At 72.2% G+C, this 23930-nt stretch carries 19 protein-coding genes and 1 tRNA gene; 15 read left to right on the forward strand and 5 right to left on the reverse strand.

All coding sequences use genetic code 11. The features are described 5' to 3' along the window. Window positions 1-334: 334 nt before the first annotated feature. Window positions 335-1957: a potassium/proton antiporter gene (locus tag ACZ7EC_RS19750; RefSeq protein ID WP_471064140.1), complete on the reverse strand. Its 1623-nt coding sequence runs from the start codon at window positions 1955-1957 to the stop codon at window positions 335-337. Window positions 1958-2172: 215 nt separating this feature from the next. Here ACZ7EC_RS19750 and ACZ7EC_RS19755 point away from each other — a divergent pair, with 215 nt between their 5' ends. After that, complete coding sequence (locus tag ACZ7EC_RS19755; protein WP_471064142.1) at window positions 2173-5079, forward strand: penicillin acylase family protein; 2907 nt, start codon at window positions 2173-2175, stop codon at window positions 5077-5079. 94 nt (window positions 5080-5173) lie between these two features. Here the strand turns inward: ACZ7EC_RS19755 and ACZ7EC_RS19760 are convergent, their stop codons facing one another. Next, on the reverse strand, window positions 5174-5788 hold the full coding sequence (locus ACZ7EC_RS19760) for a 5-formyltetrahydrofolate cyclo-ligase (protein WP_471064143.1): 615 nt from the start codon (window positions 5786-5788) through the stop codon (window positions 5174-5176). A gap of 121 nt (window positions 5789-5909) precedes the next feature. Here ACZ7EC_RS19760 and galU point away from each other — a divergent pair, with 121 nt between their 5' ends. From galU to ACZ7EC_RS19795, 7 genes are all read left to right on the forward strand, one after another. Then, complete coding sequence (gene galU / locus ACZ7EC_RS19765) at window positions 5910-6821, forward strand: UTP--glucose-1-phosphate uridylyltransferase GalU (RefSeq protein ID WP_471064144.1); 912 nt, start codon at window positions 5910-5912, stop codon at window positions 6819-6821. Beyond that, window positions 6818-8140, forward strand: coding sequence for a molybdotransferase-like divisome protein Glp (glp, locus tag ACZ7EC_RS19770; RefSeq protein WP_471064145.1), 1323 nt, complete (start codon window positions 6818-6820; stop codon window positions 8138-8140). The genes galU and glp overlap by 4 nt, the downstream gene beginning before the upstream one ends. Before the next feature lie 104 nt (window positions 8141-8244). Beyond that, window positions 8245-8757, forward strand: coding sequence for a cyclic pyranopterin monophosphate synthase MoaC (moaC, locus tag ACZ7EC_RS19775; protein ID WP_471064147.1), 513 nt, complete (start codon window positions 8245-8247; stop codon window positions 8755-8757). Continuing rightward, entirely contained in the window at window positions 8754-9254 is a 501-nt protein-coding gene (locus ACZ7EC_RS19780) for a MogA/MoaB family molybdenum cofactor biosynthesis protein (RefSeq protein ID WP_471064149.1), read from the forward strand. Before moaC ends, ACZ7EC_RS19780 begins: the two co-directional genes overlap by 4 nt. A gap of 20 nt (window positions 9255-9274) precedes the next feature. Further along, window positions 9275-9883, forward strand: coding sequence for a GNAT family N-acetyltransferase (locus ACZ7EC_RS19785; protein WP_471064150.1), 609 nt, complete (start codon window positions 9275-9277; stop codon window positions 9881-9883). Window positions 9884-10004: 121 nt separating this feature from the next. After that, window positions 10005-11165 (forward strand): divisome protein SepX/GlpR, encoded by a 1161-nt coding sequence (gene sepX, locus ACZ7EC_RS19790; protein WP_471064152.1) that lies wholly within the window; start codon window positions 10005-10007, stop codon window positions 11163-11165. A gap of 91 nt (window positions 11166-11256) precedes the next feature. Continuing rightward, window positions 11257-11330, forward strand: a tRNA-Ala gene (locus ACZ7EC_RS19795). Between the two features lie 157 nt (window positions 11331-11487). On the opposite strand, the gene ACZ7EC_RS19800 is transcribed toward ACZ7EC_RS19795, so the two are convergent. Then, window positions 11488-11964: a GNAT family N-acetyltransferase gene (locus ACZ7EC_RS19800; protein ID WP_471064153.1), complete on the reverse strand. Its 477-nt coding sequence runs from the start codon at window positions 11962-11964 to the stop codon at window positions 11488-11490. A gap of 85 nt (window positions 11965-12049) precedes the next feature. Here ACZ7EC_RS19800 and ACZ7EC_RS19805 point away from each other — a divergent pair, with 85 nt between their 5' ends. Next, on the forward strand, window positions 12050-12844 hold the full coding sequence (locus ACZ7EC_RS19805) for an exodeoxyribonuclease III (protein ID WP_471064272.1): 795 nt from the start codon (window positions 12050-12052) through the stop codon (window positions 12842-12844). Window positions 12845-12901: 57 nt separating this feature from the next. Here the strand turns inward: ACZ7EC_RS19805 and ACZ7EC_RS19810 are convergent, their stop codons facing one another. Then, complete coding sequence (locus ACZ7EC_RS19810; RefSeq protein ID WP_471064155.1) at window positions 12902-13579, reverse strand: MerR family transcriptional regulator; 678 nt, start codon at window positions 13577-13579, stop codon at window positions 12902-12904. A gap of 146 nt (window positions 13580-13725) precedes the next feature. Between ACZ7EC_RS19810 and ACZ7EC_RS19815 the strand changes: the two genes are divergently transcribed. From ACZ7EC_RS19815 to ACZ7EC_RS19830, 4 genes are all read left to right on the forward strand, one after another. Continuing rightward, complete coding sequence (locus ACZ7EC_RS19815) at window positions 13726-15249, forward strand: flavin-containing monooxygenase (RefSeq protein WP_471064157.1); 1524 nt, start codon at window positions 13726-13728, stop codon at window positions 15247-15249. After that, window positions 15246-16196 (forward strand): alpha/beta fold hydrolase, encoded by a 951-nt coding sequence (locus ACZ7EC_RS19820; protein ID WP_471064159.1) that lies wholly within the window; start codon window positions 15246-15248, stop codon window positions 16194-16196. Before ACZ7EC_RS19815 ends, ACZ7EC_RS19820 begins: the two co-directional genes overlap by 4 nt. Further along, on the forward strand, window positions 16193-17077 hold the full coding sequence (locus tag ACZ7EC_RS19825; RefSeq protein ID WP_471064160.1) for an SDR family oxidoreductase: 885 nt from the start codon (window positions 16193-16195) through the stop codon (window positions 17075-17077). Before ACZ7EC_RS19820 ends, ACZ7EC_RS19825 begins: the two co-directional genes overlap by 4 nt. A gap of 93 nt (window positions 17078-17170) precedes the next feature. After that, a complete protein-coding gene (locus tag ACZ7EC_RS19830; protein ID WP_397985516.1) occupies window positions 17171-17356 on the forward strand; it encodes a hypothetical protein in 186 nt (61 codons plus the stop codon). An 82-nt stretch (window positions 17357-17438) separates the two neighbouring features. On the opposite strand, the gene ACZ7EC_RS19835 is transcribed toward ACZ7EC_RS19830, so the two are convergent. Further along, window positions 17439-20726 carry a S41 family peptidase gene (locus tag ACZ7EC_RS19835; RefSeq protein WP_471064161.1) on the reverse strand — a complete coding sequence of 1096 codons (3288 nt, stop codon included), beginning with the start codon at window positions 20724-20726 and terminating at the stop codon, window positions 17439-17441. A gap of 205 nt (window positions 20727-20931) precedes the next feature. Between ACZ7EC_RS19835 and ACZ7EC_RS19840 the strand changes: the two genes are divergently transcribed. Then, on the forward strand, window positions 20932-21525 hold the full coding sequence (locus tag ACZ7EC_RS19840) for a TetR/AcrR family transcriptional regulator (protein ID WP_471064163.1): 594 nt from the start codon (window positions 20932-20934) through the stop codon (window positions 21523-21525). A 113-nt stretch (window positions 21526-21638) separates the two neighbouring features. Continuing rightward, entirely contained in the window at window positions 21639-23852 is a 2214-nt protein-coding gene (locus ACZ7EC_RS19845; RefSeq protein WP_471064165.1) for an MMPL family transporter, read from the forward strand. Window positions 23853-23930 lie beyond the last annotated feature (78 nt).

The following is a 23930-nucleotide window of genomic DNA, read 5'->3' on the forward strand; positions in this document are numbered from 1 at the left end:
TTCTGCCGCCTGGTAGCGCGCGTCCCCTGTGGGGTCCGGGCGCCGAGAGCTGTCCTCTTGCGCGGACTGCGGTAGATACCGGCGCCCACGGCAAGGTGGGGGGCGTCACGGCCGCCATACGGTCGCGCCAGCTCTGCGTCAGGCAGAGTTGGTTCGATCAGGGTGCCCCTTCATCGTACAGGGGCCACCCCCGCGCGGGCTGTGAAAGCGAGCACCACCGGACCGGTCGCCTGGGATTCCGCGGCGCATGCGCCCGGTGTGAACCGCACGAACCGCGGGGACCCGCTCCCGGCGCGAGCCCCCCTGGCGCCGGGCTCCTCGACGCCGGGCCTCCCTAACGCGAGCTCCCTGAGCGCGCGCCGCCGTCGGACCGCGCACCCCCGGACCGCGCGCCACCGGATTTCGCGCCGCCCTCCGTGCCGTCCGTGCCCAGCCAGCTCGCCAGCTTGCCGCCGTGGGCGACCGCGCGCAGCCGCGCCTCCGCCGCGTCGCGGACCGGGTCGGTGGCGACCACCAGGAGTTCGTCGCCGCGCCGCAGCACCGTGCTGGGCATCGGCACGAACGACTTGCCCTCGCGCACGACGAGCGTCACGGCGGACCCGGACGGCAGCCGCAGCTCGGCGATCTCGACGCCGTGCATCCGCGACTCCTCCGGGATGGTCAGGGAGAGCAGGTGCCCGCGCAGCCGCTCCAGGGGCGCCGATTCGATGCCGAGGTCGGCCGCCTCGCCCTTCTCGCCCAGGCGCAGCGTGCGCGCCAGCCAGGGCAGCGTCGGCCCCTGGAGGAGGGTGTAGACGACGACCAGGACGAAGACGATGTTGAAGATCCGCCGGCTGGCGTCGACGCCGTTCACCATGGGGATCGTCGCCAGGATGATGGGGACGGCGCCGCGCAGCCCCGCCCAGGACATCAGGGTCTGCTCCTGCCAGGGCACCCGGAACGGCGTCAGGCTGCACACCACGCTGAGCGGACGGGCCACCATGGTCAGCACCAGGCCGATGACCAGGGCGGGCACGATGTCGTCGCCCAGTTCGTGCGGGGTCACCAGGAGGCCGAGCAGCACGAACATGCCGATCTGGGCGATCCAGCCGAGCCCCTCGGCGAAGCCGCGGGTGGCCGGCCAGTGCGGGAGCTTGGCGTTGCCGAGCACCATGGAGGCCAGATAGACGGCGAGGAATCCGCTGCCGTGGCCCAGGGCGCCGGCCGCGTACGACGAGATGGCGATGGCGAGGACGGCGATCGGGTAGAGGCCGGAGGCGGGCAGCGCGACGTGCTTGAGTCCCCAGGAGCCGACGAGGCCCACCGCGAGGCCCACGGCCGCGCCGATCGCCAGCTCCAGGGCTATCTCGCCGAGCAATATGTACCAGTGCTCGACCGGTCCCGCCGTGGAGAAGGCGACGACCAGGATGACGACCGGAGCGTCGTTGAACCCCGATTCCGCCTCCAGGGTGCCCGTCACCCGCGCGGGCAGGGGGATCCTGCGCAGCACGGAGAAGACCGCCGCCGCGTCCGTCGAGGACACCACCGCGCCGATGATGAGCGCCTGCCGCCACTCCAGCCCGACCAGGTAGTGCGCGCCCGCCGCGGTGACCCCGACGCTGACCGCGACGCCCGCGGTGGCGAGGACGGCGGCGGAGGACAGGACCGGCCGGACCTCTTTCCACTTGGTGCCGAGACCGCCCTCGGCGAGGATCACGACCAGGGCCGCGTAGCCCATGACCTGCGTCACGGCGGCGCTGTCGAAGTGGATGTGCCCCAGGCCGTCCTGGCCCATGACGACGCCGATGCCCAGGTAGACGAGCAGGCTGGGGAGCCCGCTGCGCGAGGAGATCCGCACGGCCGCCACGGCGACCAGCAGGACGAGGGAGCAGACGAGCAGAAGCTGGTTGAGGTGGTGAACAGTCAGCGGCGGTTCCCTTCCTTGGCCCGTGCGCGGGGCGCGCGGACGCGCGAACACAAGATCCGAGGCTGCGGCGCACCGCATCCAGTACTTCGTTACCTTACCTAATTCTTGACGCTTTCTTGACGTTAGAGGGAGAAGATCGAACGCTCGTGCGTGCTGGTTCCCGACTCCGCGTCAAGGCGCACAGGGTCCTGCGCCTATGGTTGCTCCAGCGCTCATTCAAAGTCATGGCCCGACCTGCCGCTCGCGTTAGGACAGCAAGGACAGCGATGCCCCCGAACACCACCGCCACAACGGGTGACACCGCCACCACCGGTGCCGCGCCCGCCAAGTCAGGCAGGAAGAAGGGGCGCAAAGCCCGACTGCTCGTGCTGCTGCTGGTCCTGGCCGTCATCGCGGGCATCGCCTACGGCGGGTACTGGTCGGTCAGCGCCGTGCGCGCCTCCCTCCCGCAGACCACGGGGTCGATCACGCTCGACGGACTGTCGGGGCCGGTCGACGTCAAGCGGGACGGCAACGGCATCCCGCAGATCTACGCGTCCTCCGACGAGGACCTGTTCATGGCGCAGGGCTACGTCCAGGCGCAGGACCGGTTCTACGAGATGGACGTGCGCCGGCACATGACGGCGGGGCGCCTGTCGGAGATGTTCGGCAAGAGCCAGGTCAAGAACGACGAGTTCCTGCGCACCCTCGGCTGGGACCGGGTCGCCAAGCAGGAGTACGACACCAAACTGTCGGCCGCCGCCAAGCGCTACCTGGACGCCTACTCCAAGGGCGTCAACGCCTACCTGAAGGGCAAGAGCGGCAAGGACATCTCCCTGGAGTACGCCGCCCTCAACCTGACCAACGACTACAAGCCCCAGCAGTGGACCCCGGTCGACTCGGTCTCCTGGCTGAAGGCGATGGCCTGGGACCTGCGCGGCAACATGCAGGACGAGATCGACCGCGCCCTGATGACGAGCCGGCTCGGCCCGCAGCAGATCAGGGACCTGTACCCGGAGTACCCGTACAGCCGTAACAAGCCGATCGTGCAGGAGGGTCAGTACGACGCGCTGACCAAGAGCTTCGAGCAGAGCGCCGCCGCGGGCACGCCCGTGGGCACGGGCGCGACCGGTACGGGCACGGGCACCGGCACGACGGGGACCGCGGGCGGCACCGGCACCACGGGCGGCACGGGCACGACCGGCACGACGGGCTCCACCGGCGGCGCCACGGGCTCGTCTGCGGGTGGGACGGGCGCCACCGGCTCCGGGACCTCGGGCACCTCCGGTTCGGGCCTCACGAGCCAACTGGGCGGCCTCTACAGCTCCCTGGACGACCTCCCGACCGCCGTCGGCGTGAACGGCCAGGGCATCGGCTCCAACTCCTGGGTGGTCGGCGGCCAGCACACCATCACCGGCAAGCCGCTGCTCGCCAACGACCCGCACCTGGAGGCGTCCCTGCCGGGCGTCTGGTACCAGATGGGCCTGCACTGCCGGACCGTCTCGGCCAAGTGCCAGTACGACGTCACGGGTTACACCTTTGCCGGGATGCCCGGTGTGATCATCGGCCACAACGCCGACATCGCCTGGGGCATGACCAACTCCGGGGTCGACGTCAGCGACCTCTACCTGGAGAAGGTCACCGCCGGCGGCTATCTGTACGGCGGCAAGGTGCGGCCCTTCAAGACCCGCCAGGAGACCATCAAGGTCGCCGGCGGCGCCGCCAAGACGATCGTCGTGCGCGAGACCCAGGACGGGATGCCGCTCCTGTCCGACCGCGACGACGAACTGGTCGAGGTCGGCAAGAAGGCCACGGTCAACGCCGCCGCCCCGGACCGCGGCGACGGCTACGGCATCGCCCTCAAGTGGACCGCGCTCGATCCGGGCACCTCCATGGACGCCGTCTTCGCGCTCGACAAGGCGGCCGGCTGGAAAAACTTCCGCGCCGCGGCCGCCAAGTTCGACGTGCCCTCGCAGAACCTGATCTACGCCGACACCCGTGGCAACATCGGCTACACCCTGCCGGGCAAGATCCCGACGCGCTCGGCCGCGGACGACGGCTCCATCCCGGCGCCCGGCTGGGACCCCGCGTACCGCTGGACCGGCTACATCCAGCAGGACGAGCTGCCGTACGAGTACAACCCCAAGCGCGGCTACATCGTCACCGCCAACCAGGCCGTGGTCGACAAGGACAAGTACCCGTACACCCTGACCACCGACTGGGGTTACGGCACCCGCAGCCAGCGCATCACCGACCTGATCGAGTCCAAGATCAAGGGCGGCGGCAAGATCTCCACCGACGACATGCGGCAGATGCAGCTGGACGACAGCAGCGAGATCGCCAAGCTCATGGTGCCGAAGCTGCTGAAGATCAACCTGTCCGACAAGAACGTGCGCGACGCGCAGAAGCTGCTGGAGGGCTGGGACTACACCCAGGACTCCGACTCGGCGGCCGCCGCGTACTTCAACGCCGTCTGGCGCAACGTCCTCAAGCTCGCCTTCGGCAACAAGCTCCCCAAGGAGCTGCGCGTCAAGGGCCAGTGCCTGTGGGTCGACAAGATCGACAGCACCGGGCCGGTGGACGACGACACCAAGGTGCGCGAGTGCGGCATGCGCGCCGCCGACCAGGCACAACCGGACGGCGGCGACCGCTGGTTCGAGGTCGTGCGCAATCTGATGAACAAGCCGGACAGCGACTGGTGGAAGACGCCCAAGCAGGGCACCCGCCCGGCGGCGAACAACATGGACCAGCTGTTCGCGCGCGCCATGATCGACGCCCGCTGGGAGCTGACCGCCAAGCTCGGCAAGGACATCGACACCTGGAGCTGGGGCCGGCTGCACCGTCTGTTCCTGAAGAACCAGACGCTCGGCACCGACGGCCCCAAGGCGCTCCAGTACCTGCTCAACCGCGGCCCCTGGAAGCTCAACGGCGGTGAGGCCGCCGTGGACGCGACCGGCTGGAACGCGGCGGGCGGCTACAACGTGGTGTGGGTGCCGTCGATGCGGATGGTCGTCAACCTCGCCGACCTCGACAAGTCCAAGTGGATCAACCTGACCGGCGCCTCCGGGCACGCGTTCAGCGCGCACTACACGGACCAGACGGACAAGTGGGCCAAGGGCGAGCTGCTGCCCTGGGCGTATTCGTCCAAGGCGGTCGACACGAGCACGAGCGACACGCTCGTCCTCAAGCCGTAGCCGCCGCACCCGCCGAAGAGAACGGCCCGACACGCGCGCGTGTCGGGCCGTTCCGCGTATCCGCCCGCCCAGGCACGCGCGCGTATCCGCACGTCTAGGCGAAGCGGCGCACCCCGGACGGCGTCACCACCGCGTGCACCGGCCGGTCGTGCTCCTCCACGGGGACCCGCGCGACGACCTCCGTGTCGTAGAGCAGCACCACCAGACGGGGCCGGACGCCCGCGCGCTCCAGGCGGGCCAGCACACGGTCGTACGAGCCGCCGCCGCGTCCCAGCCGCATCCCGCGCGCGTCCACCGCGAGACCGGGCAGCAGGACCACGTCCGCGCCCGTCACGGCGTCCGGGCCGAGCCGGGCGCCGGAGGGTTCGAGGAGGGCCATCCTGGAGCCGTGCCGGACCTCCGTCAGGGAGCCGGGCCCGGCGTACTCTCCCCAGTCCAGGTCGTTGTCGGGCAACAGCGCGGGGAGCAGGACACGGGTGCCCCGCGCGCACAGGGCGTCCAGGAGCGCGCCGGTGCCGGGTTCGGTACCGACGGAGACATAGGCCGCCACCGTGCGCGCCGCCGCCAGCTCGGGCAGCTCCAGGGCGCGCGCGGCGAGCGCCCGGCCCGCCGCCAGGACGTCGTCGTCCGGCAGCCCGTTCCTCGCCGCGAGGAGGCCCCGCCGCAACGTCCTCTTGTCCGGCTCGTCCACGCGTCCGTCCTGTTCCACGGGTCCCACCGCACCCTCTCCGTCTGCCGTTCACGGCGTCGATGCCGTCCGGGTCGCCGTCAAAGGGCCGGCCAAGCGCAGCCCCGGTTCACACCAAGGGACGCCGGTTAAGGTGTCGGACATGACACAGGCGCACCCCAGGATCAGCAAGGCTGTCATTCCGGCGGCGGGCCTTGGTACCCGGTTCCTGCCGGCGACCAAGGCGACTCCCAAGGAGATGCTTCCGGTCGTCGACAAGCCCGCGATCCAGTACGTGGTCGAGGAGGCCGTGTCCGCGGGGCTCGACGACGTCCTCATGGTCACCGGTCGGAACAAGCGTCCCCTGGAGGACCACTTCGACCGCAACTACGAGCTGGAATCCGCCCTCCAGAAGAAGGGCGACGCGGGCCGCCTGGCCAGGGTGCAGGAGTCCAGCGACCTGGCGACCATGCACTACGTCCGCCAGGGCGACCCCAGGGGCCTCGGCCACGCCGTGCTGTGCGCCGCCCCGCACGTCGGCCACGAGCCCTTCGCCGTCCTGCTCGGCGACGACCTGATCGACCCCCGCGACCCCCTGCTCCAGCGCATGATCGAGGTCCAGGAGCGGCACGGCGGCAGCGTGATCGCCCTCATGGAGGTCGCTCCCGAGCAGATCCACCTCTACGGCTGCGCCGCCGTGGACGCCACCGCCGAGGGCGACGTCGTCGGGATCACCGGCCTGGTCGAGAAGCCCGACCCGGCCGAGGCACCGTCGAACTACGCGATCATCGGCCGCTACGTGCTCGCGCCGGAGATCTTCGACGTCCTGCGCAAGACGGAGCCGGGCCGCGGCGGCGAGATCCAGCTGACCGACGCGCTCCAGCAGCTCGCCGCCGACGAGAAGCTCGGCGGCCCCGTGCACGGCGTCGTCTTCCGCGGGCGCCGCTACGACACCGGCGACCGCGGCGACTACCTGCGTGCCATCGTGCGGCTCGCATGCGAACGTGAAGACCTGGGCCCGGAGTTCCGGACCTGGCTCCGCAGTTACGTAGCCGAGGAGATGCAGCAGAGTTGAGCAGCGCCGCGCCCCGCCCGACCGGCGAAGACGACCTGTGGTCGGTGGACCAGCACCTGGAGGACATCCTCGCCACGGTCCAGCCCCTGGAGCCCATCGAACTCCAACTGCTCGACGCCCAGGGCTGCGTCCTGGTCGAGGACGTCACGGTTCCGGTGTCGCTGCCGCCCTTCGACAACAGCTCGATGGACGGGTACGCGGTGCGGGTCGCCGATGTCGAGGGCGCCAGCGAGGAGTTCCCGGCCGCCCTGGAAGTCGTCGGGGACGTCGCGGCCGGCGCGGCCGAGCCGGTGCGGGTCGGTCCGGGCCAGGCCGCCCGGATCATGACCGGCGCCCCGCTGCCGCCCGGCGCCGAGGCGGTCGTCCCGGTGGAGTGGACCGACGGCGGGCTCGGCGAGGGGCCGGCCGGCGGCATGCGGGCCCGCAGCCTCGCCCCCGAGGACGCCGAGGGCCAGGTGCGCGTGCACCGGCCCGTCGAGGCGCGCGCGCACGTCCGGGCCGAGGGCAGCGACGTGAAGGCGGGCGATCGCGCGCTGGAGGCCGGTACGATCCTCGGCCCGCCGCAGATCGCGCTGCTCGCCGCGATCGGCCGGGGCACGGTGAAGGTGCGCCCGCGCCCGCGCGTGGTCGTCGTCTCCACCGGCAGCGAACTCGTCCAGCCCGGCGAGCAGCTGGGCCGCGGCCGGATCTACGACTCCAACAGCTTCGCCCTCACCGCCGCCGCGCGGGACGCGGGCGCCATCGCCTACCGGGTGGGCGCCGTCGCCGACGACGCCGAGACCCTGCGCTCGACCATCGAGGACCAGCTGATCCGCGCCGATCTGCTGGTCACCACGGGCGGGGTGAGCGTCGGGGCGTACGACGTGGTCAAGGAGGCGCTGGCGGACATCGGTGACGAGGACGTGCCGGGCAGCGGCATCGAGTTCCGCAAGCTGGCCATGCAGCCGGGCAAGCCCCAGGGCTTCGGCTCCATCGGGCCCGATCACACACCGCTGCTCGCGCTGCCGGGCAACCCCGTGTCGTCGTACGTCTCCTTCGAGCTGTTCGTCCGCCCCGCGATCCGCGCCCTGATGGGCCTCACCGATCTGCACCGGCCGGTGGTGCGGGCCACGCTCACCGCGGACAAGGCGCTGCGCTCCCCGAAGGGCCGCCGGCAGTTCCTGCGGGGCCGGTACGCGGACGGCGAGGTCACCCCGGTGGGCGGCGCCGGCTCGCACCTGGTGGCGGCGCTGGCGCAGGCGGACGCGCTGATCGTGGTGCCCGAGGACATGGAGTCCGTCGAGCCCGGCTCCGAGGTGGAGGTCGTACCGCTCGGCTGAGGCACCTCCTGGGCGGCTGTGCGGCAGTGCTTGGCGGTACCGTGTCGCGCACAGCAGGCCCGCGCACCGCACGGCGCGGGCCCGGACCGGGAGCGCCGCACAGCATGACCGAACCGTCTTCGGGGCAGACCCCCGCAGCCCCTGCCCAGGACCACCTCACGCACCTCGACGCGGCCGGCGCGGCCCGCATGGTCGACGTCTCCGGCAAGGACGTCACCGCGCGCACCGCACGCGCCGCCGGCCGCGTCCTGGTCTCGCCCCGCGTGGTCGACCTGCTCCGCGGCGAGGGGGTGCCCAAGGGAGACGCGCTGGCCACCGCGCGGATCGCGGGCATCATGGGCGCCAAGCGCACCCCGGACCTGATCCCGCTCTGCCACCCGTTGTCGGTGTCGGGTGTGAAACTGGATCTGTCGGTCGCGGACGACGCCGTGGAGATCACGGCCACCGTGAAGACCACGGACCGCACGGGCGTCGAGATGGAGGCCCTCACCGCGGTGGCGGTCGCCGCGCTCACCGTGATCGACATGGTCAAGGCGGTCGACAAGGGAGCGGTCATCACGGACGTACGGGTGCTGGAGAAGACGGGCGGCAAGTCGGGCGACTGGAGCCGGGCATGAGCTATCGCGCCCTGGTGATCACCGCCTCCAACCGGGCCGCCGCGGGTGTCTACGAGGACCGGGGCGGACCGCTGATCGCCGACGGCCTCACGCGCCTCGGCTTCACCGTGGACGGCCCGCAGGTCGTGCCCGACGGGGAGCCGGTCGAGGCCGCCCTGCGCGCGGGCGCCGCCGCCGGGTACGACGCGATCGTCACCACCGGCGGCACCGGCCTCACCCCGGCCGACCGCACCCCCGAGGCGACCCGCGCCGTCATCGACCACGAGGTGCCGGGCATCGCCGAGGCCATCCGGGCCTTCGGCATGCGCAAGGTGCCGACCGCCGCGCTGTCCCGCGGCCTCGCCGGGGTCGCCGGCCGGACCCTGATCGTCAACCTGCCGGGGTCCACGGGCGGGGTGAAAGACGGACTGGCCGTCCTGGAGCCGCTGCTGGCGCACGCCGTCGACCAGCTCCGCGGCGGCGACCACGCCAGACCCAGTGCGGGGGGTGCGAGCTGAACGGATCGACCTGGCCGGTCGTGCTGGTGGACGGCGATGTCGTCCTGCGGCCGATAAAGCTGCGCGACCAGCGGGAGTGGCGCGAGGTGAACCGGCGCAACCGGGACTGGCTGCGCCCCTGGGAGGCCACGATCCCGCCGCCCACCCCGAGCGGACCGGTCACGCACCGGCCGACGTACCGGCAGATGGTCCGGCATCTGCGCCGGGAGGCGCACGCGGGCCGGATGCTGCCGTTCGTCATCGAGTACCAGGGGCGCCTGGTCGGGCAGTTGACGGTCGCCGGGATCACCTGGGGTTCGATGTGCTCCGGGCACATCGGTTACTGGGTGGACGAGTCGGTGGCCGGCCGCGGGGTGATGCCCACGGCCGTCGCGCTGGTGGTGGACCACTGTTTCCGCGCGGTCGGGCTGCACCGCATCGAGGTGTGCATCCGCCCCGAGAACCGGCCCAGCCGGCGGGTGGTGGAGAAGCTCGGCTTCCGCGAGGAGGGGCTGCGGCCGCGCTATCTGCACATCGACGGCGCCTGGCGCGACCATCTGGTCTTCGCGCTGACCGCCGAGGAGGTGCCGGACGGGCTGCTGGGACGGTGGCGGCGGGCGCGGTCGGCGGCACAAGGACCGAGAAATTGAATATGCGTTCGAAATTCTGATCGTATCGGCCGCAAAAAATGCTGGAAATATCAGCCAGATCGTGCGACACACCGGCTCAATTGGCCGATCCCTTCGGTCAAACCCCTCTACCGTGTGAGTCGTGAGCAGCAGCGGCCTCATCTACGCAGTCATTGTCGGGGCCTGGGCCGCCTACTTGGTGCCGATGTGGCTCCGTAGGCAGGACGAGCTGAACGAGGCCCGTCCGACGGAACGCTTCAGCACCGCCATCCGGCTGCTTTCCGGACGGGCGGGGATGGAGCGCCGATACGCCAAGGACCTGCGGGCGCGCTCCGCCGAGGAGGGGGAGCCGGACGCCGTCGATCCGGACGCCGTCACCGATTCGGTGGACGTCCGGGCCTTCGCCGTGCCTCCGACCCGCCGTCAGGTCACGGTGGAGAGCGAGCCCGAGGCGTCCCGCGGCCCGGAAGCCGACCGGGGCCACGCCCCCGCGATCCCGGCGCAGCAGCACGCACCGGCGGCCCGCCGGTCACCCTCGGCGCAGGCGGCCGCAGCGCGTGCCCGGCGCACGAAGGTGCTCGCGCGCCGTCGGCGCACCACCGTACTGCTGTTCCTCGCCTTCACCGTCGGCGCGATCGTCGCCGCCGTCGGGGGCCTCGCCTTCCTGTGGGCGCCCGCCGGGCCCGCCGTGCTCCTCAGCGCGTACATCGCCTATCTGCGCACCCAGGAACGCCGCCGCTTCGCCTACCAGATGGACCGCCGCCGCGCCGAGGCCGCCGCCCAGCGGCTGCGTGAGCGCCAGCCGCGCCGGCGCCCGGCCCCGGAGGCCGCCCGCGCCGCCGACGAACCGGAGGGGGCCACAGGGACCGACACGGACCCCGGCCTCCTGGCGCTCGCCGCCGACCGGCGCGCCCTCGTGGAGCAGACCGACCACGCCGAGTGGGTCGACCAGCAGCGCGAGCGGCAGCGGCGGCCCGGACACGGGGACAGCTGGGACCCGGTTCCGGTGCCCCTGCCCACGTACGTGACCGCGCCGGTCGCGCCGCGGGCCACCTCCGGCGTCGACCTCGGCGGGCCGGACACCTGGAGCTCGGCGCGGTCCAGCCCGGTCGTCCCGGAGCAGGAGACGGGCCAGGCGCCCGCGGCCGGGGAGGGCGAGCCGGCGCCGTCGGCGGACCGGCCGGCCGACGGCCGCGGCGGCGCGCGGCGTGCCGCCTCCGCCCGCCGCTCCCGCGAGCGCGGCCGCACCCCGCTGTTCGACCAGTACGAGGACGGGGACCGTCCGCGCGCCGCCAACGAGTGACGGCCGCCACATCCGGGAAGCCGCCGCTGACCAGTCCGGGAGCGGATTTCCAAGCACCCCGATCAGGGTGCTAGAGTTTCACTCGTTGCAAGGGCCTGTGGCGCAGTCCGGTAGCGCACCTCGTTCGCATCGAGGGGGCCAGGGGTTCAAATCCCCTCAGGTCCACGCAGCTCAAAGCCCCGGTCGGGAAACCGACCGGGGCTTTGACATGTGTCAGGACGGCATGGTGCGCGGTGGGTTCGCCCGGCCCTGTCCGGCGGCCGAGGCGGGGGCCTTCGCGTCCGTCGCTCCGGCCCCCGCGCGCCCATGGCTCCGGTCCCGGTCACAGGTCCTTCGCGAAGCAGCGGCTCTCCTGGTGGAAGCGGTAGAAACCGAACTTGGGGCAGAGCGTGTAGCCGCTGGAGGTGTACAGGGCGATGGCCTCCGGCTGCTTGGTGCCCGTCTCCAGGACCATCCGCCGCCGCCCGGCCGCGCGGGCGTCCTCCTCCAGGGCGGCCAGCATCCGGCGGGCCAGGCCCCGGCCGCGCATCTCCTCGATCACGTACATGCGCTTCAGCTCGGCGTCGCCGTCCGAGTAGCCCTCCTCGTTGTGCTCCTGGCTGCGCCAGCCGCCGGTGGCCACCGGGCGGTCGGACTCGTCGTACGCGACCAGGTAGACGCCCCGAGGCGGGAGGAAGTCCTCGGCGGTGAGGAAGGTTTCGTCGCCGTCGTCGCCGTAACGGAGGGCGTATTCGGCCTGCACCGCGTCGTTGAGCTTGACGGCGTCGGGGTGGTCGAAACGTATGCGGCGAATGTTCATCTGGGCATCGCGCTTCCATGCGGGAGGTACCCCTCGCTGGTGAGGGCTCCGTCCAGTGTGCCGGTATCGTGCTTCGGTGCTGACTGTGACCTCGGTGAACGTGAACGGGCTGCGGGCCGCCGCCAAGAAGGGCTTCGTGCCGTGGCTGGCCGCCACGGAGGCGGATGTCGTGTGCCTCCAGGAGGTGCGCGCCGAGCCGCACCAGCTGCCGGAGGAGGTGCGCGAGCCCGACGGCTGGCATGTCGTGCACGCCCCGGCGGCCGCCAAGGGGCGCGCGGGTGTCTCCCTGTACACCCGGCGCGAGCCCGACCGGGTCCGGATCGGCTTCGGGTCCGCGGAGTTCGACGGCAGCGGGCGCTATGCCGAGGCCGACCTGCCCGGTGTGACCGTCGCCTCCCTCTACCTCCCCTCCGGCGAGGTCGGCACCGAGCGGCAGGACGAGAAGGTCCGGTTCATGGCGGAGTTCCTCGACCACCTCGGGGCGCTGCGTGAACGCGCCGCCGCCGAGGGGCGCGAGGTGGTCGTGTGCGGCGACTGGAACATCGCCCACCGCGAGGCCGACCTCAAGAACTGGCGCGGCAACACCAGGAACTCCGGGTTCCTGCCCGAGGAGCGCGCCTGGCTCGACCGGGTCCTCGCCGCCGGGGAGGGCGGCTACGTCGACGTCGTACGGGCCCTGCACCCGGACGTCGACGGCCCCTACACGTGGTGGTCGTACCGGGGGCGGGCGTTCGACAACGACTCGGGATGGCGCATCGACTACCAGATGGCCACGCCGGGCCTCGCCGCGCGGGCGCTCAAGGCGCGCGTGGAGCGGGCGGCTTCGCACGCCGAGCGCTGGTCCGACCACGCGCCGGTGACCGTGGTCTACGGCGCCTAGGGTCTTCCGTTCGGATCAGGTCGGACCAGGGCGCGGTACCAGGCCCGCGCCGGCCGGTCAGGTCCCCTTGGTCAGCTGCCGGTCCATGGCCAGGGACAGCTCCGCCTCCACCACGCTGCGGGCGAGGGGGCGCAGGCGGTGGAGGTCCTCTTCCGGGGCGTGGCGCAGGATCAGGTCGGAGAAGAGGGTGGCCAGGGCCTCGGCGTGTTCGCGGACGCGGGCGCCGGCCGTGAGGACCTCGGCGAGCGGGATGCCCTCGCGGACGAGGGCGGAGGAGACGTCCAGCAGGCGCCGGCTGATGTGCACGATCGTGTCGCCGTCGGTGCCCAGGTAGCCCAGCTCCATGGCGGCGGCCAGGTTCTCCGGGGTGACCTCGCCCTCGAAGCGGGCGGCCAGTTCCTCCGGGGTGAGGCGGATCGGCTCCTCCTCGGTCGGGGTGCCGACGCCGAGCAGGTCGGCGACGTCCCGGCCCTGGTCCAGGGCCTCGGCCAGCTCCGCGATCCCGGTCAGCGTGTGGCCGCGCTCCAGCAGGGCGCCGATGGTGCGCAGCCGGGCCAGGTGGTGGTCGTCGTACCAGGCGATACGGCCCTCGCGGCGGGGCGGCGGCAGCAGTTTGCGTTCGCGGTAGAAGCGCAGGGTGCGCACGGTGATGCCGGCCAGGCGCGCCAGTTCCTGGGTGCGGTACTCGCGCGGGCCCCCACGGGGTGCCTCCGGGTGTTCGGTGTCTGCTGCCACGCCCGAAGCCTATGGTGTACCGCCGGTAACTTTCCTTCCCGCGCCCCCTACCGCTCGGTACGGAGCTGCTCTACAGTCCAATCGTGCCAGTGTTCACTGGCAGCATTGACGGACGGCATTTCAAGACGATGCGTGGAGGCTCCGGGATGGCCGAGCACGAGCATGTGAGGGTGGCGGTGATCGGGTCCGGCTTCGGCGGGCTCGGCGCCGCCGTGCGGCTGCGCCGCGAGGGGATCACCGATTTCGTCGTCCTGGAGCGCGCCGAGGACGTCGGCGGCACCTGGCGGGACAACAGTTATCCGGGCTGCGCCTGCGACGTGCCCTCGCACCTGTACTCCTTCTCCTTCGCGCCCAACCCCGAGTGGCCGCGCACCTTCTCCGGGCAGCGGCACATCCGCGCCTACCTGGAGCACGTCACCGACGTCTTCGGACTGCGCCCGCAGATCCGCTTCGGCGCCGAGGTCAAGCTGCTCGGCTGGGACCCGGAGAACCTGCGCTGGCGCATCGAGACCACGCGCGGAGCGCTGACCGCCGATGTCGTCGTCTCCGCCACCGGACCGCTGTCCGACCCCAAGGTGCCCGACATTCCGGGCCTGGACTCCTTCCCCGGCAAGGTGTTCCACTCCGCCCGCTGGGACCACGACTACGATCTGCGCGGCAAGCGCGTGGCCATGGTCGGCACCGGCGCCTCCGCCATCCAGATCGTGCCCGCCATCCAGTCGCAGGTCGGCCGGCTCACCCTCTTCCAGCGCACCCCGCCCTGGGTGATGCCCCGCGTGGACCGCGCGATCAGCCCCGCCGAACGCTGGCTGCACCGCTCCCTGCCGCTCACCACCCAGTTGCGGCGCGGCCTGCTGTGGGGCATCCGGGAGCTCCAGGTGCAGGCGTTCACCAAGCGCCCCGACGAACTCGGCCTGGTCGAGCAGCTCGCCAGGCGCAACATGGCCCGCGCGGTCAAGGACCCGGCCCTGCGCGCCAAGCTCACCCCCGACTACCGCATCGGCTGCAAGCGGATCCTGCTGTCCAACACCTACTATCCGGCGCTGACCAGGCCCAACGTGGACGTCGTCGCGAGCGGGCTCAGTGAGGTGCGGGGCTCGACCCTGGTGGCCGCCGACGGCACCGAGGCCGAGGTCGACGCGATCGTCTTCGGTACGGGCTTCCACGTCACGGACATGCCGATCGCCGAGCGCGTGGTCGGCGCGCAGGGCATCACCCTCGCCGAGGCGTGGAAGGACGGCATGCAGGCGCTGCGCGGCGCCACCGCCGCCGGGTTCCCGAACTTCATGACGGTCATCGGGCCCAACACCGGCCTCGGCAACTCCTCCATGATCCTGATGATCGAGTCCCAGCTGAACTACATGGCCGACTACCTGCGCCAGCTCGATGTCCTCGGCGGCCGCACCGCGCTCGACGCCCGCCCCGGCGCCGTCGCGGCCTGGAACCACAAGGTCCAGGAGCGCATGAAGCGGACCGTGTGGAACACCGGCGGCTGCACCAGTTGGTACCTCGACGCAGCCGGGCGCAACACCACCGTGTGGCCCGGTACGACCACCGAGTTCCGGCGCGCGACCCGGCGGGTGGACCTCGGGGAGTACGAGGTGATCCGGGCGGTGGCCGGGTCCCGTACCGACGCGACGGTCGCGCAGGCCGACGAGGTCGCCGCATGAGCCGTCCCCGCGCAACCCACATGACCTCCGGTGCCTACGCCCCGCCCGTCCCCGACCGCGTACTCGCCGTCCCCTCCACCGACGACGCCCGGCTGCACGTCGAGGTGCACGGACCCGAGGGCGCGCCCGCCGTCGTCCTCTCCCACGGCTGGACCTGCTCGACCGCCTTCTGGGCCGCGCAGATCCGGGACCTGGCCGGGGACCACCGGGTGATCGTCTACGACCAGCGGGGGCACGGGCGCAGCCCCGCGAGCCCCGTCTGCACCACCCGCGCGCTCGCGGACGACCTGGAGGCGGTGCTCGCCGCGACCCTCGCCGACGGCGAACAGGCCCTGGTCGCCGGGCACTCCATGGGCGGCATGGCGGTCATGGCGGCGGCCGGACGGCCCCGGTTCCGCGCCCACGCGGCCGCCGTCCTGCTGGCCAGCACCGGCGGGTCGCGGCTGGTCGCCGAGGCACGGGTGCTGCCGCTGCGCGAGGGGCCGCTGCGCACCCGGCTCAGCGCGGGCATCCTCGGCTCGCGCGCCCCGCTCGGACCGGTCACACCGCTCGCCAAGCGCATCCTCAAGTACGGCACGATGGGCGCCCGTTCGACGCCGGAGATGGTGGAGGCGTGCGCGCGGATCGTGCACGGCTGCCCGACCGGCGCCCGGCACGCCTGGTCCCGTGTGCTCGCGGCGCTCGATCTCGTCGGCGGCGTACGGCGGCTCGACATGCCCACCGCGGTCCTACACGGCACGGCCGACCGCCTCGTGCCCCCGGTGCACGCCCACGCCCTGGTCGCCGAACTCCCGCGGTGCGCCGGGCTCACCGAACTGCCGGGCGCCGGCCACATGACCCCGGTCGAGGAGCCCGAGCGGGTCACGGGCCGCATCCGGGACCTCGTCAGCACGTATGTCACGGGGGCCGGTGAACCCGCGCCCCAGCGGATCAAGGAGGGCGCATGAGCAGGGTCGGGCTCGAAGGACAGGTCGCGGTCGTCACCGGAGCGGCGCGCGGCGTCGGCGAGTTGCTCGCCCGCAAGCTCTCCGCGCGCGGCGCGAAGGTGGCGCTGGTCGGCCTGGAGGAGGAGGCCCTGAAGGAGGTCTCCGGGCGGCTGCACGGCGAGAGCGGCCACTGGTACGCCGACGTCACCGACCACGAGGCGATGAGCCGGGTGGCGCGGGAGGTGAAGGCACGCTTCGGCAAGGTGGACATCGTGGTCGCCAACGCCGGTGTGGCGACGGGCGGTCCGTTCATCGACTCCGATCCGGACGCCTGGCGGCGGGTGATCGAGGTCAACCTCATCGGCTCGGCGGTGACCGCCCGCGCGTTCCTGCCGGTGCTGGTGGAGAGCCGGGGCTATCTGCTCCAGATCGCCTCCCTGGCGGCGATCACCCCGGCGCCTATGATGACCGCGTACTGCGCCTCCAAGTCCGGTGTGGAGGCCTACGCGCACAGCCTGCGGGCCGAGGTCGGCTACCAGGGGGTGCGGGTCGGCGTCGGGTACCTGTCGTGGACCGACACCGACATGGTGCGCGGGGCCGATCAGGACGACGTCATGCGGGAGTTGCGGCAGCGGCTGCCGTGGCCGTCCAACAAGACGTATCCGCTCGGGCCGGCGGTGGACCGGATCGTCGCGGGGATCGAGCGGCGCTCCTCGCATGTGTACGCGCAGTGGTGGCTGCGGGGCATGCAGAGCGTGCGCGGGTATCTGCCGGGGCTCATCGGGTCGGTGGGGCAACGGGAGATGAAGCGGTTCGGGCCGCGGCTGGAAGGGATGCGGTCCGGGCTGGTCGGCGCGGGCGGCGCGGCGGACGAGGCGGCGCGGGTCACCCACCGTAACTGATCCACATGCGCAGGGTGGTGGGTCGTGTGAATCTGGTCCTGGCCCCGCCGAGGGGCCGATCCCCGCTCCCACTCATTACAGGAGTGAACCCACATGGGTATGAAGGACCAGCAGCGCCAGGGCCAGAACCAGGGCCGCCCGATGGGCAAGGACAAGCCGGGCCAGGCGCGTGAGCGTGCCGGCCAGCGCGGTCAGCAGGGCCAGCAGCCCGACCGGGGTCGTCAGAACATCGACGACACGGAGATGCAGGACCGGATGGACCACGACTACGACGCGTAGCCGCGGCGCTCGGTTTCGGCCGGGCAGGTGGGGCGCCCTCCGCTGCGGAGGGCGCCCCGCGCTCGCTTCCGGGAGCCGCCGTTCACGACGTCGCCCTCGGCGGCAGTTTCGGGCGGGAGCGGTCGGGGGTGTCGGAGTAGTCCGGGGGTACGGCGGCGGGGTGGGTTTCGAGGAGTTCCAGGGCCAGTCGGATCGCGTCGTCCATCTGGGCGTGGCGGCCCTCGGCCCAGTCCAGGGGGGTGCGCAGGATCTCCAGGTCCGGGGCGACGCCGTGGTTCTCGATGGACCAGCCGTAGGCGTCGAACCAGGCGGCGTTCATGGGCACGGTGATGACGGTGCCGTCGCCGAGGCGGTGCCGGCCGGTCATGCCGACGACTCCGCCCCAGGTCCGCTGCCCCACCACCGGGCCCAGCTCCAGGAGTTTGAACGCGGCCGTGATCATGTCGCCGTCGGAGGAGGTCGCCTCGTCGGCCAGCGCCACCACCGGTCCGCGGGGCGCGTTCGAGGTGTACGACACCGGCTGGGCGTTGCGCGTCAGGTCCCAGCCCAGGATCGTGCGGGTCAGCTTCTCGATGACCAGCTCGCTGATGTGGCCGCCCGCGTTGCCGCGCACGTCCACGAGGAGCGCGGGCCGCGAGACCTCCATGCGCAGATCGCGGTTGAACTGGGCCCAGCCGGAGCCCCCCATGTCGGGGATGTGCAGGTATCCGCATCGGCCGCCGCTCAACTCCCGCACCACGTCCCGGCGTTTGGCCACCCAGTCCTGGTAGCGCAGCGGCCGGTCGTCGATCAGCGGGACGACGGCGACCCGGCGGGGCCCGCCCGTGCCCTCGGCGGGGGCGAAGGTCAGCTCCACCGTCGTACCGCCCGAGCCGGCAAGAAGCGGGTAGGGGCCCGTGACGGGGTCGACCGGGCGGCCGTCGACATGGGTGAGGACCGCGCCCTCGCGGATGCCGGTGCCGGCCAGCGGTGAGCGGGCCTTGGAGTCCGAGGAGTCGCCGGGCAGGATCCGCCGGACCGTCCAGCCGGCCTCCCGGCGCACCAGGTTGGCGCCGAGCAGGCCCTGCCAGCGCTGGTAGTGCGGCGGGCCCTCGTTGCGGCGGGAGGCGGTGACGTAGGCGTGCGAGGTGCCGAGTTCGCCGAGGACCTCGCGCAGCAGATCCGCGAACTCGTCCGGGGAGGCGACCCGTTCGACCAGCGGGCGGTACTGGTCGAGCACCGCGTCCCAGTCGATGCCGCTCATGCCCGGATCCCAGAAGTAGGCGCGGATGAGCCGGCCCGCCTCGTCGTACGCCTGGCGCCACTCGGCGGGCGGGTCCACCTCGTGCAGGATGCGGCGCAGATCGATCCAGACGGTGCTGTCGGCGTCGCCGATCTCGGTGGAGGGCACCGCGCGCAGCTCGCCCTCGTCCACCACGACGAGCCGGGTGCCGTCCCCGCTCACCGCGAACCAGTCGAGATGGCCGACGAGTTCGGACTTCTTCCCCCTGGCGATGTTGAAGTACTCCAGCGTGGGCCGGCCGCTGGTGTCGGCCGGGTTGACGAAGGTCTCGCCGAGCGCGCCGGAGATCGGCCAGCGCAGCCAGACCAGGCCGCCGCCCGCGACCGGGTACAGCGACGAGTACTTGGAGGCGATCACCGGGAACGGGGTGACCCGGCTGGCCAGACCCTCCACCTCGACCGTCACCGCGCCCGCCTCGCCGCCCTCCTCGTCCTCCAGCGGGTCGAGCCCGCCGGCCGCCGGGCGCCCCTCGGGGTTCAGGGCGAACGGCGAGGGGGTCGCCGAGGACAGCGGCACCAGGTACGGGCGGCTGCCGAGCGGGAAGGACAGGTCGCCGGTGTGCACGTCGTACACCGGGTCGAAGCCGCGCCAGGACAGGAAGGCGAGGTAGCGGCCGTCGCGGGTGAAGACGGGGGTCTCGTCCTCGAAGCGGCCGTCGGTGACGTCCACGATCAGCCGGTCCTTGATCCGGGCCAGCTTGATCTGGCGCAGGGAGCGGCCGATGCCGGGGTGGGACCAGGTGAGCCAGCTGCCGTCGGGGGAGAAGGCGAGGTCGCGCACGGGCCCGTTGGCGGAGCGGATCAGCTCGGTGACCGCGCCCTCCTCGGCCTCGGCGCCGACCCCGGTGCCGGGCGCGTCCGGGACCCCGGCGCCGGGCTCCTCGGGGACGTCGATCAGGAGCAGGCGGCCGTCGTGGGAGGCGACGGCCAGGCGCTCGCCGTCCGGGTCCGAGACCATCTCCAGGACCCGGCCGAGGGCGCCCTGGGCGAGCCGGCGGGGCGGGCGGTCCCCGGTGGCGCGGGGCAGCTGGGCGATCTCCACCGCGTCCTCGCCCTCGGCGTCGGTCACATAGGCGACCTGTCCCATGGAGCCCAGCATCTCCGGCAGCCGGACCCGGACGCCGGGGGTGTCCGCGATGGTGCGGGCGGGGCCGTCGCGGTGGGTGAGCCAGTACAGGCTGCCGCGCACCACGACCGCGCTGGCCCGGCCGGTCTCGTCCACGGAGATGCCGTCCACGTTCTGCGCGGCCGGCACCTGGTAGCGGCGCCGGCCCGCGGCGGGCCCGGCGAGGCGGACGTCCAGCTTGCGCGGGATGCCGTGCGGGGAGAAGTCGTCCACGATCCACAGGTCGCCCGCGCACTGGTAGACCACCCGCGTGCCGTCGCTGGACGCGTGCCGGGCGTAGAAGGCGTCGTGGTCGGTGTGGCGGCGCAGGTCGGTGCCGTCGTAGGCGCAGGAGTAGAGGTTGCCGACGCCCTCGTGGTCGGAGAGGAAGGCGATCCGCCCGGCGACGTACACGGGGCTGGCCAGATGGCCGCCGAGGTCGGGCAGCAGGCGCTCGCCGTGCAGCCACAGGCGGCCCATGGCGCCGCCCCGGTAGCGCTTCCAGGAGGCCGGTTCGTGCGGTGGGGTGCCGGTGAGCAGCAGCGTCTTGCGCTCGCCCCCGAGGTCGGCGACCTGGATCTCGGTGACCGGGCCCCAGGGCAGCCGGCCGCCCGGATCGCCGTCGGTGGTCACCTTGTAGGCCCAGGTGAAGTAGGAGAACGGCTGCTGGTGCGAGGCCACCGCCAGGATGTCGCCGTCCGGGGACCAGCCGCACACCTGGGTGTCGGTACTGCCCCAGTACGTCAGCTGCCGCGCGGGGCCGCCGGTGACGTCCACGAGATGGATCTCCGGGACCAGGCTGCGCCAGTTCGTGTAGGCGATCCGGGTGCCGTCGGGGGAGAAGCGGGGATGCCCGGTCTTGGTGCGGTCCGCCGTGAGCCGCCAGGCGCGGCCGGGGGCGTCGAGAGGGGCCAGCCACAGGTCGTCCTCGGCCACGAAGCACAGCAGGTCGCCGCTGAGGTGGGGGAAGCGCAGATAGCTCACCCTCCCCATGCTTTTCCGCGCGCTGGGGGCGGGCAACTTGTGCGGCTTTCGTCCGTCCCGCGCGTCCGTGCTTTATGCGTTCCAGACATCCGTGACGGACCCCACGTACGAAACGGTTTCGTTTCGCTCTGGGGAGGGGGTATCTTCAGTGACGTACGGAGAACGACGTACACAGAGAAGTTTCCCCAGCGGAAGGGTGGGCGACATGACCGAGGCCGTCGCGGCTGCGCGTCGCAGTCGGATCACCCCCGAGCGCGAGGCCGAGCTGTACGAGGCCGTGCTCGACCTGCTCCGGGAGGTCGGCTACGACGCCCTGACCATGGACGCCGTCGCCGCCCGCACCCGGTCCAGCAAGGCCACGCTCTACCGCCAGTGGGGCGGCAAGGCCGAGCTGGTGGTCAAGGCGCTGCGGCACAACAAGCGCGGCCACATCGCGGACATCGACACCGGTTCGCTCCGCGGCGACCTGCACGCCCTCGTGGCGATGGAGGACGACTGCACCATGGAGCAGAACTCCGCCCTGATGCGGGGCATCGCCATGGCGATGCACCACAACGAGGACCTGCGCGAGGCGTTCCGCGCGCAGATCGTCGAGGCGGAGATCGTCAACGGCCGGCAGATGCTCCAGCGGGCCATCGACCGGGGCGAGGTCCGCCCGGACTGCCCGGCGATCGACTTCATGGTGCACATGATGGTCGGCGGCTTCGCCACCAGGACGCTCCTGGAGGACCAGCCGCCCACCCAGGAATTCCTCACCTCGTACATCGACGCCGTGGTCCTCCCCGCCCTCGGCGTCTGACCCTCCTCGTACAACCTCCCTATCAAGCCCACCATCTGACGTCACCGCTCACGTCGTCGGGCTGATCACCCCTGCCCTGATGAACCCCACGACCTGACCGGGAGTACGCCTCCGTGGCCACATTCCTGTACCGCATCGGCCGGCTCGCCTTCCGGCGACGGCACTTCGTCGCCCTGATATGGGTGGCGCTGCTCACCCTCGCCGGAGTGGGCGCCGCCTCCGCGCCGCCCGCCGGCAACTCCTCCTTCTCGATCCCCGGCACCGAGGCGCAGAAGGCCTTCGACCTGCTGGAGCAGCGCTTCCCCGGCATGAGCGCCGACGGCGCCACCGCACGAGTCGTCTTCAAGGCGCCGGCCGGCGAGAAGATGACCGACCAGGCCAACAAGGCCGCCGTCGACAAGACCGTGCGCGAGTTGGGCCACGGCTCCGAGGTCGCCTCCGTCGCCGACCCCTACACCGGGCACACGGTCAGCCGGGACGGCTCCATCGCCTACGCCTCGGTGAAGTACAAGGTCTCCGGCATGGAGCTGAAGGACTCCTCGCGCGACGCGCTGAAGGAGGCCGCGCAGCAGGCGCGGGACGCCGGGCTGACCGTCGAGGTCGGCGGCGACGCGCTCACCGCCATGCCCGAGGAGGGCGCCGGTGAGCTGATCGGCATCGGCATCGCCGCCGTCGTCCTCGTCATCACCTTCGGCTCCCTGCTCGCGGCCGGGCTGCCGCTGCTGACCGCGCTCATCGGCGTGGGCATCGGCGTCTCCTCCATCACCGCGCTCGCCACCGCCCTCGACCTGGGCTCCACCACCTCCACCCTGGCGATGATGATCGGCCTCGCGGTCGGCATCGACTACGCCCTGTTCATCGTCTCCCGCTACCGCGCCGAACTCGCCGAGGGCCGCGAGCGCGAGGAGGCGGCGGGCCGCGCCGTCGGCACGGCGGGCTCCGCGGTGGTCTTCGCGGGCCTGACCGTCGTCATCGCGCTGGTCGGCCTCTCCGTCGTCAACATCCCGATGCTGACCAAGATGGGCGTCGCGGCGGCGGGCACGGTCGCCATCGCCGTACTGATCGCGCTCACGATGATCCCCGCGCTGCTCGGCTACGCCGGCCGCAAGGTCAAGCCGGCCGGTGAGAAAAGCAAGCTGCTCGGCGGCGGCCGTCCGGCCGGGAAGCCGGGCCGCCCCAACATGGGCACCCGCTGGGCCAGTTTCGTCGTACGACGCCCCGTCGCGGTCCTCCTGCTCGGTGTGATCGGCCTCGGCGCCGCCGCGGTCCCGGTCTCCTCCCTGGAACTGGGCCTGCCCGACGACGGCTCGCAGCCCACCTCCACCACCCAGCGCCGCGCCTACGACCTGCTGTCCGAGGGCTTCGGCGCCGGCTTCAACGGCCCGCTGATGGTCGTCGTCGACGCCAAGGACAGCGTCCGCCCCAAGACGGCCTTCACCGAGGTCGGCAACGAGATCAAGGGCCTGAAGGACGTCGTCGCGGTCACCCCGGCCACGCCCAACAAGGCGGGCGACACGGCGATCATCACCGTCGTGCCCAAGTCCAAGCCCTCCTCGAAGTCCACCGAGGATCTGGTGCACACGATCCGCGGCAAGGGCGCGGACATCACCGCGAAGACGGACGCCAAGCTTCTGGTGACCGGCTCGACGGCGATGAACATCGACGTCTCCCAGCGCCTGAACGACGCGCTGCTGCCCTACCTCGCCCTGGTCGTGGGCCTGGCCTTCCTGCTCCTGATCGTGGTCTTCCGCTCGGTCCTCGTCCCGCTGAAGGCGGCCCTCGGCTTCCTGCTCAGCGTGCTCGCGGCACTCGGCGCGGTCGTCGCGGTCTTCCAGTGGGGCTGGCTGTCCGGCCTGATGAACGTCCAGCAGACCGGCCCGGTCATGTCGATGATGCCGATCTTCATGGTGGGCGTGGTGTTCGGTCTCGCGATGGACTACGAGGTCTTCCTCGTCACCCGGATGCGCGAGGCGTACGTCCACGGCGAGAAGCCGACCCAGGCCGTGGTGACGGGCTTCAAGCACGGCGCCCGCGTGGTCACCGCCGCCGCCGTCATCATGATCGCCGTCTTCTCCGGCTTCATCGGCTCCAGCGAGTCCATGGTCAAGATGATCGGCTTCGGTCTTGCCATCGCCGTCTTCTTCGACGCGTTCATCGTCCGCATGGCGATCGTCCCGGCCGTCCTGGCCCTGCTGGGCAAGCGCGCCTGGTGGATCCCGAAGTGGCTGGACCGGATCCTGCCCAATGTGGACGTCGAGGGCGAGGGCCTGCGCACGCCGTCCGCCGCGCGGGGCACGGAGGACGAGCGGGAGCTGGTACGCGTCTGACGTACGGCTTCCGCCTGTGAACGGCCGGTGAGGGTGCCCGTGGGGACGGGGCTGCACCCTCACCGGCTTTTGCTTGTC

It is taken from the genome of Streptomyces sp. NPDC037203 (genome assembly GCF_055605065.1).